Raw genomic sequence first — 14,010 nt, forward strand, 5'->3', positions numbered from 1 at the left:
TTATTTCTTAAAAAACTATCAATATGAATGATTTATCTATCATCGACATCAGTGTAATTGTGATTTATTTGGTTGGCATCATTATCTATGGGATTAGCAAATCAAAGCGTAGTGGTTCCGAAGACTATTTTTTAAGGGGTCGCACAATGACTTGGCCTATTGTAGGTATAGCCTTGTTTTCTGCAAACATATCCAGTTCAACTTTGGTTGGTTTAGCTTCTGATGCATACCAAACTAATGTTCATGTGTATAACTACGAGTGGATGGCGGTCATAATTTTAATATTTTTTTCAATATTTTTTCTACCGTTTTATTTACGCTCAAAGGTTTACACAATGCCAGAGTTTTTAGAACGTCGCTACGATAGACGTTCGCGCTATTATTTTTCGATGATAACAGTGATTGGTAACATTTTAGTTGATACCATGACTGGTCTTTATGTAGGAAAAATCGTTTTATCTCTATTATTTCCTGACATTAGTTCAACCATAATTCTCGTGATTTTGGCAGTTGCTGCTGCGACTTATACAATTCCTGGTGGTTTGAATTCCGTGATACAAACCGAGGTTATTCAAGCTGTTTTATTGATTATAGGCTCTTGTTTAATTACTTATTTTGCATTTGACCAACTTGGTGGAGGCTGGGATGCTATGATGACTGCCGTTGACGGTTTATTACAATCTGGTGATATTGATTTTTCTGAACGTGCAGCGGCTGGTAAATACATTCCGCAAACTTCAGATCAGGTTTTTAGTTTAGTTCGACCATTGAATGATGAGTTTATGCCGTGGTGGGGTTTGCTTACTGGCGTGCCATTGCTTGGATTTTATTTTTGGGCTAACAATCAATTTATGGTTCAGCGTGTTCTTGGGGCAAAAGACCTTAATCATGGTCGATGGGGTGCTTTGTTTGCCGGACTTTTAAAACTTCCTGTGATTTTAATTATGGTTGTTCCTGGTGTTTTAGCCTTGATTTTGTTTCATAATCTTGATATTTCAGAATTACATTATGTGTTGACAGACGGAAGTATTTGTAATGATTTAGCAAATTGTCCTAATTTGACTTATCCTGTTTTGCTTTTTAAGTTGCTCCCAACTGGTATTTTAGGCTTGGTGGTTGCAGGCTTGATGGCCGCTATGATGTCGTCGGTATCGGCTACTTTTAATTCAGCATCAACTTTGGTAACGATGGATTTTATCAGAAATATAAAACCTGATTTTACCAGTAAGCAATTAGTAAAAGCTGGACAAATCACTACTGTTATTTTGGTTGTTTTGGCTATTGCATGGGTGCCATTTATCGAGCGTGTTAGTGATTCGTTGTGGACATACCTACAATTGGTCATTGCCTATACCAGTCCGCCAGCTGTAGCGACCTTTATCTTGGGTTTGTTTTGGAAACGAGCAAATGCTAACGGATCTATTGTGAGTTTGATCACAGGATTTTTGTTAGCCTTATTTGCTATTTTATCTCAAGTTTTTGGTTGGGTGCCGTTCATCAATGATTTGCATTTCTTGGCTATTGCTACGTGGTTGTTTATAATTTCAATAATTATCCATACGGTTGTGAGTCTTGCTACAGCACCGCCACCACAACAACAAATAGATGAATATACGTATAAACGTTCAATCTTTAAAACTGAAACCGAAGAACTTAAATCCGTAAAATGGTATCATAATTTTAGGATTTTGGCTGTTATTTTATTAGTTGTTACCGCTATAGTTGTAATCAGTTTTTGGTAAAATTAAATACTATGCAAAATAGATTTCAAATTTTAATACTTGTTTTTTTATTTATGTCTTGTCAAGATAAAACAACATTAGATATTTTAAAAGTAAATGTCAAACAAACGCTTTCGTCTTTAGAGCAAGATGAAGATACCGACAGAGATAAAAAAATCACCAAAGAAGATACGGGAGATAAATCTTATACCATCAAAACCATTGATGGTCAAAAGGTTTTGATAGAAAGCACCTATTATTTATCAAATCTTTTGCAAGAATTGGCGACGGCTAAAAATAAAGGTCAAGACATTGTAGAAATTCCGCTGAGTCGCATCAAAGAAAAACCTGCAGAGCGTCTATCGCGTTTGATTAAAACCAGATACTGGAACAATTTAACAAGACGTGTGGATAAATCAGGGCTTGAACGCATATTGACTGACAGCAAAGCTTCTGATAGCTTAATACGCAGGCTTTATGTCCCTGCTACAGATTCGATAGGAATTGACTATTTCAAAAATATTGAAAGCGAATTTGAGCGTTTTAAAGTTGTGGTTTTACCCCAAAATATTTCGCCTGAATATGTCAAATCTATCAACGACAAGCCTGGAATTTTAAGCCTAAAAATTAAAGATAACAAAGGCGTTCCTTTTGTCGTTCCTGGCGGTCGTTTTAACGAAATGTATGGTTGGGATTCTTATTTTGAAAGCGTTGGTCTAAATCTTGACGGGCGACAAGATTTGTCAAAAGCCATGATTGAAAATTTCGCCTATGAAATAAAACACTACGGCAAAATTTTGAATGCCAATCGCGACTACTATCTCACCCGAAGTCAACCGCCTTTTATGACGTCTTTTATTAGAGAAACCTACGAAAGTACAAACGAAAAAGACAGTTTATGGTTAAAAGAAATGACACGGGCGACAATGCAAGAATACTTTGAAGTTTGGATGGAAAAAGGTAAAAAGTTAACTCAAAACGGGCTAAATCGTTATTATGCGGAAGGCATCGGTATTCCACCAGAAACGGAGCCAGGTCATTTTGATGAGCAACTTGAAATGTATGCTGAAAAATATGATATGTCTTTAAAAGAGTTTACTGAGGCTTATCAAAATGGAAATTTGCCTGCTCGTGAAAACTTAAAAACCGATTTGAACTTGCCTAGTTTAGACGAATACTTTTTGCACGACCGCAGTCTAAGAGAAAGCGGTCACGACACCACTTGGCGTCTCGATGGTGTTTGTGCCGATTTGAATACCGTGGCTTTAAACAGTTTGCTTTATAAATATGAAACTGATTTTGCTTACCTTATCAAAACTTATTTTAATAATTCATTCACTTATGGCAATCAAACTTTTGAGGCTAAATATTGGTTAGATAAAGCTAAAGATAGAAAACAACTTGTAAACGAATTGCTTTGGAATGAAAAAGATAAAGTGTTTTACGACTATAACTTTGAAACCCAAGAACCTTTGGTTTATGAATCTGCAACTAACTATTATCCACTTTGGGCAAAATTAGCTACAAAAGAACAAGCGGAACATCTTAAAAACAGTTTGCTTAAAACCCTAAAAGCAAGATGTGGCATTTTAGCTTCGTCAAAAGCTTCAGTTGAGCGTTACGCCACAAGCGATGTAGCACGCCAATGGGATTATCCAAACGGTTGGGCTCCGCATCAAATGTTGATGTGGAAAGGTTTGATGAATTACGGCTATGATGAAGAAGCCCAAGAATTGATTTACCGCTGGTTATGGTTGATTACCAAAAATCTTGCCGATTATAATGGCACTATACCTGAAAAATATGATGTGGTAAATTGCACTCATAAAGTTTACGCTGAATATGGCAATGTTGGTACAAAGTTTAACTACATCACACCATCTGGTTTTGGTTGGATGAATGCGTCTTATCAATACGGCTTGCATTTGTTAAAAGCAGATTTAAGAGACAAGCTCAATGACTTGGTTGAACCGGAAATATTGTTTTGATAGTTTAAATTCAAAAACTACTTGATGTTTTTAAGTTTTAACCCGAATTATTCAATAAGAAATTTACTATTGAATAATGACAAAAAATGCTGTAGTGAAACATTTTATTTTTTATTTTTTATCGGGTTGTTTACCCAAACCTTTTTCTTTATTTCTCTTTTTCATTTGCTCGCCAAGTTGACTTGATGCTGTAAAAGAAGCAATCATATTGTTGAGCATTTCAGCGCCAGCTTGAGGTGAGTTTGGCAATAAAATTAAATTGGTGTCTGTTTCTTCTCCAATAGATTGCAAGGTGTCGTAGTGTTGTGTTACTACAATAAGTGCGGATGCTTCTTGAGAATTAATACCCACATTGTTAAGCACATCAACACTTTCTTCAAGACCACGTGCTATTTCTCTTCTTTGGTCAGCTATTCCTTGACCTTGAAGGCGTTTACTTTCGGCTTCGGCTCTTGCTTTAGCAACAATTTTGATACGTTCAGCTTCGGCTTCAAACTCAGCGACAACTTTTTCTCGCTCTGAAGCGTTAATACGATTCATAGCCTGTTTAACTTGTTCATCAGGGTCAATATCTGTAACGAGGGTTTTGATGATATCATAACCATAATCTAGCATGGCTTCGTTCAGTTCGCCTTTTACAGCAATGGCAATATCATCTTTGCGTTCAAAAACTTCATCTAACTTCATCTTTGGCACCTCAGCCCTTACAACATCAAATACATAAGAGGTGATTTGTGCTCGTGGGCTTTCTAGTTTATAAAATGCATCATAAACTTTGTCTTTCATCACTTTGTATTGTACGGAGACTTTTAGTTTTACAAATACATCGTCTTTGGTTTTGGTTTCAACTAAAACATCTAATTGTTGAACTTTTAGATTTATACGCCCAACAACTGAATCAACCAAAGGTATTTTTAATTGTAAACCCGAACTTCTTACACTATTAAATTTTCCAAGTCGTTCTACTATTCCAGAGGTTTGCTGTTTAACAATAAAAAAGGTTTTAAAAAGCAAAAAAACAACAAAAATGAGAAGTATGTAATCTGTGATAAAATTCATAACTAAAGATATATATGATAAATATAGAACATTTTTTTTATTCATTAATTAATATCACATGATTTAATCGATATTTTTTTTTAAAATCTAAATTTGTTATAAATTTTGCAAACACAATAGGAAGAAAGAGAAAATACATCCTATAGATTAACGTGAGTTCGATTTATTGAAATCTGTAAATCAGATGATTACATCTTTTTGTTAGCAAATTTTGTCATTTCGAACGAAGAATCATGAGTAATCTCATCCACCTGAGATGTCTCGTCGCTCATGCTTCGCTCTATCGACATGACAAATGATCAAATATCTGTATTTTATATGAATATATTTTATTGGAATTTATATCGAACTCACGTTAGATGAGTAAAATAAAAATATTAGTTTAAAATATCTCTTTTTTAAAAGTTATTGGGTATTATCTAAATGATTGCTTTTTTAACTTAATTTCAAAAGTTGTTCCTTTTCCTAATTCGCTAAAAAGGACTTTAATTTTTCCGTTATGATAGTCTTCTATAATCCGTTTGGCTAAAGAAAGTCCTAAACCCCAACCTCGTTTTTTTGTTGTGAAGCCTGGTTTAAAAATAGTTTTAAAATGATTTAGAGATATTCCTTTTCCAGAGTCTTTGACTAAAATTCTAACCCAATTTCCACTTCTTACGATTTCAATTTTTAATTCACCTTTGCCTTTCATCGCATCGATGGCATTTTTAACTAAATTTTCAATTGTCCAGCTGTAGAGAGGCTTGTTGAGCATAACATAAGTAGGCTCTTTGGGCATATCAATTGAGAAAGTTATCAGGTTAGAAGAACGATTTTTTAGATAATCAAAAGTGCTTTGTGTAACTTCAATAATATCTGTTTTTTCTAAATTTACTTTTGATCCAACTTTTGAAAAGCGCTCGGCAATTGTTTGCAAACGATCAATATCTTTTTTGATTTCAATGATATAGTCTTGATTTAGGTTTTCTGATTTTAAAATTTCAAGCCAACCTACCAAAGATGAAAGCGGTGTTCCGATTTGATGTGCGGTTTCTTTTGCCATTCCTGCCCAGAGCTTGTTTTTTTCACTTTCTTTAGATGTGGTATAAAAAAAGTAGAGCAAACCGATAAACAATAAAATGATTACCAATAAAATTAGAGGATAATATTTAATTTTTGTGAGCAATTCAGAGTTTCCATAATATAAAATTTGGTTTTGATCGCCAAGGTTTATTTCTAAAGGAGCATTGTCATCTTTTATATTTTCTAAATAATTGTAGAGTTTTATAGAATCTTTTTCAATCTCCTGAGGTAAATTAACTTTAAAAACAATTTCCCCTTTGTCATTCACAATAACTCCTGGAATGTTGGAGTTGCTATTTTGAATTTTTCTTACCAATTCTCGATAATTAGACACATCGTCTGCATCAATGGCTTTAATGGCTTCAGAAAGAATTTCCATTTTAAGTCGCTCGTCAGCTTTAATGCGTTCGTAAAATAGAAATATACTCCATGTCGTTAAACCAACTATGATTAGTGAAGCTATCGCAATAAAACCCCTTAAATTTTTAGTGTTTTTGATCATCTAATCGATTTTGGGAATCCATTTCACTTCTTTAGCATTGGTCTTTTTACCCCAATAACGAGATAATACAAACAAAAAATCAGATAAACGATTGACATATTTCAAAACATTGGTATCTACTGTTTCTTCTTGAGCAAGTGCTGTTATGCGGCGTTCGGCTCTTCTGCACACACATCGGGCTACGTGACAAAACGAAACCACAGGATGACCACCAGGAAGCAAAAAATGGGTCATTTTAGGAAGTTGCTCATTCATTACATCCATAGCTTTTTCTAATTCTTCTATGTCTGTGTCATGAATTTTAGGAATTTTTATTTTTCTGTTTTTTATTTTTTCAGTTTCAGTAGCCAAAATTGAACCGATGTTGAAAAGCCTATCTTGCACTTTATTAATCAAATCTAAGTTTTCCCCACTTGGTGCATGGTCTTTAACGACTCCAATGTAGGAATTTAGTTCATCTATGCTTCCATAACTCTCTATGCGTAGGTCGTGTTTAGCAACTCTTCTCCCGCTAAAAAGCGATGTTTTGCCTTTATCTCCTGTTTTGGTGTAAATTTTCATTTGAAATTCATGTTTTATAAAAAATATTAGACAAAGGTAAATAAATCTATTTGATGCTTATTTGGGCATTTTTTTTAAGTGCATTAATAACCAAAATATTAGCCCACCTATTTTTAATAATCATTGATGTAAATCACTCATATCTCAACACATCTGTATTAATTTCTGCAATTTGTTGATCATTTTTTTTGATGAATACGTTTCATAGAGTTTTCTGCTCTTAATGTGTGATTTATATTTTGTGTATTTAGTTTTAGAGAGCAAGATAACTGTTTTATTTTCAAAATCTGAGAAGTCAACTTTTTAAAACATAAGGCTATCAGCTATAAATTTTCATCCTTATAAAGCTGAGCTATTTTCTCGAGTTCATCATACCAATCTTGACCAAATTTTTTAATTAAAGCCTCTTTAGTAAACTGATATATTGGTGCTTGTAGCTCTTTACCCAAAGCACATGCTGGCGAACAAATGTCCCAACGGTGATAATTAACCGCTTGAAATTTTGAGAGTTTTTGAACTCTTACAGGATATAATTCACAAGAAATAGGTTTTTTAAAATCAATTTTGCCCTCGCGATAGGCTTTTTCAATACCGCATAAGGCTATGCCTTTTTCGTTAAAAGTAACATAAGCACATTCTTTACCGTTGACTAATGGGGTTTCGAGACCTTCAAACTCTGAAACTACAAAAGTGCCTGGTTCTTCAATAGCTTTTTGACCTTCGGGTCTTAAACCTGATTTAATTTTGGGGTAGATTTTTTCTAAAGTTTCTTTTTCGTGATTTTCAATCGGTGCACCAGCATCTCCAGCCACACAACATTCGCCTTTACAAGCTGAAAGGTTGCAGGTAAAATCTTCATCTAAAATCTCTTCAGAAACGAGTGTATCTTGTATTTGAAACATCCTGCAAAGATAGTAAAACACTTAACGAATATTTAATTATTTATTTTACTAAAAGATGATTGTCAAAATAAAAAATCAAATTACTTTTGTCGGCTAAATTTTTTGAAATATGACTTTAGATTTTAAACAAATTATTACAGCTGGTATGATTTTATTTGCTGTCATCGATATTTTGGGCGACATTCCTATCATCATTGATTTGAGAAAAAAAGTAGGTCACATTCAGAGCGAAAAAGCCTCAATTGTTGCGGCTATTTTGATGGTGGTTTTTTTGTTTGTTGGAGAAGAAATTTTAAAACTTATAGGCATAGACGTCAACTCGTTTGCTGTAGCTGGTGCTTTTATTATTTTCTTTTTAGCTATTGAAATGATTTTAGGGATTCAATTATATAAAGATGATGCACCAGAAACCGCGACCATTGTGCCTTTGGCTTTCCCTCTTATTGCGGGTGCAGGAACTATGACCACGCTTTTATCTTTAAAATCTGAGTATGATACTATCAATATTATTGTGGCTATTATCATTAATATTATCGTGGTTTATGCAGTGTTAAAATCGTCAAAAAAATTAGAACGTGTTTTGGGTAATCAAGGTATTACTGTAATCAGAAAGATTTTTGGCGTGATTTTATTGGCTATTGCTGTCAAACTTTTTGCGACCAATGTGACTAATATCCTGTAAGTTAATCTAAAGATTTTTGTAAGCTCAGCCGTGTTGATGTCTTGATATTTCTAAAACAAATCCATTTCTAACGCTCTTATTTTGTTTGAATGAAAACTACATCAAACTAAGTTTATACTTAGCTTTTGCTTAACCTCTAACCTTAGTGATGTTATTCAAATAAAACCCTTTTTTCTCTGTTAATCCCATATTTTAAAAGGCAAATCTACGGCAAATTCACCCATAGGTTGAAGCAAATCTGTTGCAGATTTTGTCATAATAAGTTCTAAGTTCGATGAATCTAAAATGAGGCTCTTTAATTGAATTTCTGATAAGAATTTTGTATCGATAATGAATTTTTAGAAATCAAAATGCTTGTTTTATACCAATTTTGATTAATAAAAAGATGAAGGTGTTCGCCTCAATAAAAAGTTCTTAAAGCTTTTTTAAATCAACCAACATTTCATAAAATTCTCATACCTTTATTGAAAAACTAAATAACCTATGAAAACACTAAGATTTAATAACGGAGACGAGCTTGACGCTATAGGATTAGGCACTTGGAAATCAGAACCTGACAAAGTTCAAGAAGCTGTAATTTCAGCCCTTAAAACAGGTTATAAACACATAGACTGTCTTGCCGTTTATGGCAATGAAGCAGAAATTGGACATGCACTACAAGAAGCCTTTCAAAAAAATATAATTGCTCGCAAAAACCTTTGGATAACTTCAAAATTATGGAACAATGCTCATAAAGCAGAAGATGTTATTCCAGCACTCAAACAAACCTTGACAGACCTACAATTGGATTATTTAGATTTATACCTTATCCATTGGCCTGTAGCATTTAGACCTGATTTAAAAGGTTCTCCAGAAAAGGATGAAGATTTTCTTTCATTAGAAGAAGCTCCCATTATAGAAACTTGGGAAGCTATGCTCGAAGCCAAATCTCAAGGCCTTGTTAAACACCTTGGTGTTGCAAATTTTAGTGTAAAAAAACTTAAAGATTTAATAGCTAAAACAGATGATCCACCAGAGATGAACCAAGTTGAACTCCACCCTTTTTTACATCAAGACGAATTATTAAAATTCTGCCACTCCAACAATATTCACCTCACAGCTTATTCGCCCTTGGGAAGCGGCGATCGTTCTTCTGAAATGAAAGCCGATGATGAACCATCTTTACTTGACAATGAGGTTATAAAATCTTTGGCTCAACAACACGAGGTAACTCCAGCTCAAATTTTAATTGCATTTCACTTGCACCGCCATACGGCTGTTATTCCAAAATCTACTAATTCTAAAAGAATAAAAGAAAACCTAGACAGTGCAAACGTCGTTTTAACAGAAGAAGATATGGCACAACTCAAGTCACTTGATAGGCATTATCGCTATGTCAAGGGCAAGTTTTTTAAAACCTCAAACGGGATGTATTCTAATATTTATGATGAGTAGATATATTTTAAACTTACTAAAAAAGTAACACCATACCAGATGGAATGAATCATTGGTTTAAGTCAGGTTCAACATTGTTTAATCATTAAATTTATAAGCGTTTTCAAGCTTGAAAGCCTATATTTGCAAAAAAATAATTTATGAGTAAATTGCTTTGTGTTGGAACCGTAGCTTTTGACAAAATAGAAACCCCTTTTGGTAAAACCGATAAAATTCTCGGTGGTGCCGCCACTTATATTGCTTTATCTGCTTCTAATTTTGATAATATAGATATTGGTATCGTTTCAGTAATTGGAGAAGATTTCCCTCAAGATTATATTGATGTCTTTAAAGATAGACATATCAATATTGAAGGTTTAAAAGTCGTGAAAGGCGGTAAAACCTTTTTTTGGAGTGGTGAATATCACAACGATATGAATACTCGAGACACTTTAGACACACAGCTCAACGTGCTCGAAAATTTTAATCCCGTAGTGCCTGAATCGTATCTCAATGCTGAAATTGTGATGTTAGGCAATCTGCATCCAGCTGTGCAAATGAGCGTGATTGAACAAGTCAACAACCCAAAACTGATTATTCTGGATACCATGAATTTTTGGATGGATTCTGAGCTTGAATTGTTGATGAAAGTTATTTCTAAAGTAGATGTAATTACCATAAATGATGAAGAAGCCCGACAACTTTCGGGCGAATATTCGTTAGTAAAAGCGACTCGTAAAATAAGAGATATGGGACCAGATTATGTGGTCATTAAAAAAGGAGAACACGGCGCTTTGTTGTTTTATAAAGACGAAATGTTTTTTGCACCAGCATTACCACTTGAAGAAGTCTTTGACCCAACTGGTGCTGGCGACACTTTTGCTGGCGGATTTGCAGGATATATCACTCAAAGTAAAGATATCTCTTTTAAAAATATGAAAAGAGCTATTATTCACGGCTCTAATTTAGCATCTTTTTGTGTTGAAAAATTTGGCACCGAAAAAATGCTTCAGCTCAAAGATGAGGAATTGAAACAAAGATTATCTAACTTTGAATCTCTAACTCAATTTGAAATCAATTTAACTTAAACACTTATGGTTTTGATGACGCCATTTTATACTCTATGAGTGAATTGATAAAACACGAATGTGGTATTGCGCAAATTCGTTTGCTCAAACCTTTGTCTTACTACAAAGAAAAATACGGCACACCTTTTTATGGCATTAACAAGCTCTACTTAATGCTTGAAAAACAGCACAATCGCGGTCAAGATGGTGCAGGTTTTGCCAGTGTTAAATTAGACATGAAACCTGGTTATCGATATATCAGTCGGTATCGCTCAAATGCGGCACAACCCATACAAGATGTTTTTGAAACCATAAACAATCGGATTAATACTGAGGTTGCCAATAACCCAGAACTCCTTAATGATTTAACTAAGCTAAAACAAGAAGTCCCTTATGTTGGTGAACTGATGCTCGGTCATGTACGCTATGGCACTTATGGAAAAAACAGCATTGAAAGCGTTCATCCGTTTTTAAGACAAAACAACTGGATGCATAGAAATTTGATTTTGGCAGGAAATTTTAATATGACTAATGTTTCTGAATTGTTTGATAACTTAGTCAAACTTGGTCAGCATCCTAAAGAAAAAGCCGATACCATTACAGTCATGGAAAAAATCGGTCATTTCTTAGATTCAGAAGTCAGAAAACTATACAAAAAACTCAAAGCCGAAGGTTATAACAAACAAGAAGCCTCGCCACATATCATTGATAAGATCAAAATTTCTAAAATATTAAAAAAATCTTCAAAAGATTGGGACGGTGGCTATGTCATGGCAGGACTTTTAGGTCATGGCGATGCTTTTGTACTGAGAGATCCAAATGGCATCAGACCAGCCTATTATTATCACGATGATGAGGTGGTGGTTGTGGCTTCTGAACGCCCTGTGATTCAAACCGCTTTTAATGTGCCATTTGAAAAAGTAACAGAGCTTGAACCAGGAAAAGCCTTAATTACCAAACGCAATGGTCGAGTGGTCAAAAAACAAATCATTGAACCTTTAGAAAAAAAATCTTGTTCCTTTGAACGCATTTATTTTTCAAGAGGTAGCGATGCTGAAATTTATAAGGAAAGAAAAAAGTTGGTAGTTTGCTTATGCCAGAAGTGCTTAAAGCCATCGATTTTGATACAGAAAACTCTGTGTTTTCTTATATTCCAAATACCGCTGAGACTTCTTTTTACGGGATGGTTGAAGCCGCACAAGATGAACTCAACCGCCAAAAAAATCAAAAAATTCTTCAAGAAAAAGAACACTTAACCGACGAACGTTTACACGAGATTTTATCTCAAAAATTACGCACCGAAAAAATAGCCATTAAAGACGCTAAGCTACGCACCTTTATCACAGAAGACTCTAGCCGAGACGATTTAGTAGCTCACGTTTACGATGTGACCTACGGCATTGTCAAGCCAAACGATAATTTGGTGGTGATAGATGATAGCATTGTAAGAGGAACAACGCTTAAAATGAGTATCATTAAAATGCTTGACCGCCTCGGTCCAAAACAAATTGTGATTGTCTCCTCAGCCCCACAAATTCGATATCCTGATTGCTATGGCATTGATATGGCAAGATTAGAAGATTTTGTGGACTTTAGAGCGACCTTAGCATTACATAAAGACCTCGGCACTTATGACGAAACTGTCAAAAAAGTTTACGAAAAATGCAAATCTCAAGATGAGTTGAGTAAAACCGCTGTTGACAATTATGTTAAAGCCATTTATGCTCCTTTTTCAGATGAGCAAATTTCTGATAAAATTGCGGAGCTCTTAAGCGATAAAACCACACAGGCTAAAGTAAAAGTGATTTACCAAAGCGTTGACAATTTACACTTAGCTTGCCCTGAGCATAAGGGCGATTGGTATTTTACAGGGAATTACCCAACCGTTGGTGGTAGTAAGATTGTCAATAAAGCCTTTATCAATTTTGTAGAAGGCAATAAAAAACGCGCCTATTAGACGCAACGCTTTATCAAGTATTTCATCTTTCTTAAGATACTAATTTGTATATATTTGCCGTTAGTTTAATAAACTTCCCATTATGAGCGAACATTCTACTAAACCCTCGACTGTTGATGATGAAATTGATTTGGGTGTGGTTTTTGGAGAGATTAAACGTTTGTTTATTTCTTTTTTAAAGGTTATCCTTAGCATTTTCTTCTTTTTATATAAGCACAAATTTGTATTAATTATATTGTTGGTTGTAGGTGTAGTTGCTGGTTATTTTTTGGACAAGGTCTTAAAAACTAACTACAGAACAGACTTGACAGTCGTTACAAATTACAGCAGTACAGATTATTTGTACAATAAAATAGATGCTCTTGAAGCTAAAATAAAACAAAAAGATACCGTTTATCTTGAACAGGTTTTTGGTTCAAAATACGACCTTGTCAAAGACATAGAAATTGAACCCATACTCGATATTTATAAATTTATATCTGAGTCTGAAGAAAATAAAGAAATTTTTAAGCTTTTGTTAGACGAACAAGATGATGTAGATAAATTTTTAGAAAGCCACGTAAATAGTTACAATTATCCTTTTCATAGAGTGAAACTTATTATTAAAGGACAAAATCATCACAAAACTATAACCAATCAGTTATTATCACATATAAATGCAAATGAATATTTTACTGGGATTAAAGATATTTTAATAGAAAACTATAAGCAACAACTTATCCAGAATAAGGAAATCATAAATCAAATTGATAATATCATAGAATCTGTGATTAAAGAACAAAATAGCTCCAAAGAAAACCTTAAAGTTTCAATCAACGAAAATCAAGTGATAGATAATATTCTTCAAAAAAAGAAAGATCTATTAAAAAACGATGGGTTTCTTAGATCCCAAATTCAAAATCAACAAGAAATTATAAAAAAAATAGATTCAAACTATGCATTAGAATATAATGAGAAAATCACTGATAAAGACAAAAAATATCTGTTGCCATTATTTTTGATAAGTCTTTATTTGCTATTTTATCTATTCAAATACGTAATTTCAAAATCCAAAAGATTTTATACTCCTTAATTCACACATTTTAAAATGAAAATC

The 14,010-nt window shown here is 33.8% G+C and carries 10 protein-coding genes and 1 pseudogene; 7 read left to right on the plus strand and 4 right to left on the minus strand.

Going from position 1 to position 14,010, the window contains the following annotated elements:
• Window positions 1–23 precede the first annotated feature (23 nt).
• The gene (locus tag IGB25_RS10580; protein WP_211064982.1) at window positions 24–1,742 is read left to right on the plus strand and encodes a sodium:solute symporter; all 1,719 of its coding nucleotides are present in this window, start codon (window positions 24–26) and stop codon (window positions 1,740–1,742) included.
• Window positions 1,743–1,753: 11 nt separating this feature from the next.
• Entirely contained in the window at window positions 1,754–3,709 is a 1,956-nt protein-coding gene (locus IGB25_RS10585) for a trehalase family glycosidase (protein ID WP_211064983.1), read from the plus strand.
• Window positions 3,710–3,820: 111 nt separating this feature from the next.
• Here the strand turns inward: IGB25_RS10585 and IGB25_RS10590 are convergent, their stop codons facing one another.
• From IGB25_RS10590 to IGB25_RS10605, 4 genes are all read right to left on the minus strand, one after another.
• Window positions 3,821–4,768, minus strand: a complete 948-nt coding sequence (locus tag IGB25_RS10590) for an SPFH domain-containing protein (protein ID WP_211064984.1) — start codon at window positions 4,766–4,768, stop codon at window positions 3,821–3,823.
• Between the two features lie 415 nt (window positions 4,769–5,183).
• Window positions 5,184–6,332, minus strand: coding sequence for a HAMP domain-containing sensor histidine kinase (locus IGB25_RS10595; protein ID WP_211064985.1), 1,149 nt, complete (start codon window positions 6,330–6,332; stop codon window positions 5,184–5,186).
• Window positions 6,333–6,893 (minus strand): cob(I)yrinic acid a,c-diamide adenosyltransferase, encoded by a 561-nt coding sequence (locus IGB25_RS10600; RefSeq protein WP_211064986.1) that lies wholly within the window; start codon window positions 6,891–6,893, stop codon window positions 6,333–6,335. It abuts the gene before it with no gap.
• Window positions 6,894–7,216: 323 nt separating this feature from the next.
• Window positions 7,217–7,795 (minus strand): DUF3109 family protein, encoded by a 579-nt coding sequence (locus IGB25_RS10605; protein ID WP_211064987.1) that lies wholly within the window; start codon window positions 7,793–7,795, stop codon window positions 7,217–7,219.
• Between the two features lie 109 nt (window positions 7,796–7,904).
• On the opposite strand from IGB25_RS10605, the gene IGB25_RS10610 reads away from it, so the two are divergent.
• The 5 genes and pseudogenes from IGB25_RS10610 to IGB25_RS10630 all read left to right on the plus strand — a co-directional run bounded on the left by IGB25_RS10610 (window position 7,905) and on the right by IGB25_RS10630 (window position 13,986).
• Window positions 7,905–8,477: a MarC family protein gene (locus IGB25_RS10610; protein ID WP_211064988.1), complete on the plus strand. Its 573-nt coding sequence runs from the start codon at window positions 7,905–7,907 to the stop codon at window positions 8,475–8,477.
• A gap of 483 nt (window positions 8,478–8,960) precedes the next feature.
• Window positions 8,961–9,911: an aldo/keto reductase gene (locus IGB25_RS10615; RefSeq protein WP_211064989.1), complete on the plus strand. Its 951-nt coding sequence runs from the start codon at window positions 8,961–8,963 to the stop codon at window positions 9,909–9,911.
• 140 nt (window positions 9,912–10,051) lie between these two features.
• On the plus strand, window positions 10,052–10,978 hold the full coding sequence (locus tag IGB25_RS10620) for a PfkB family carbohydrate kinase (protein ID WP_211064990.1): 927 nt from the start codon (window positions 10,052–10,054) through the stop codon (window positions 10,976–10,978).
• A gap of 35 nt (window positions 10,979–11,013) precedes the next feature.
• A pseudogene (locus tag IGB25_RS10625) lies at window positions 11,014–12,914 on the plus strand (amidophosphoribosyltransferase).
• Window positions 12,915–12,996: 82 nt separating this feature from the next.
• On the plus strand, window positions 12,997–13,986 hold the full coding sequence (locus tag IGB25_RS10630; RefSeq protein WP_211064991.1) for a hypothetical protein: 990 nt from the start codon (window positions 12,997–12,999) through the stop codon (window positions 13,984–13,986).
• Window positions 13,987–14,010: the final 24 nt, after the last annotated feature.

Source organism: Flavobacterium sp. CS20 (genome assembly GCF_018080005.1).
Classification (GTDB): Bacteria; Bacteroidota; Bacteroidia; order Flavobacteriales; family Flavobacteriaceae; genus Psychroflexus.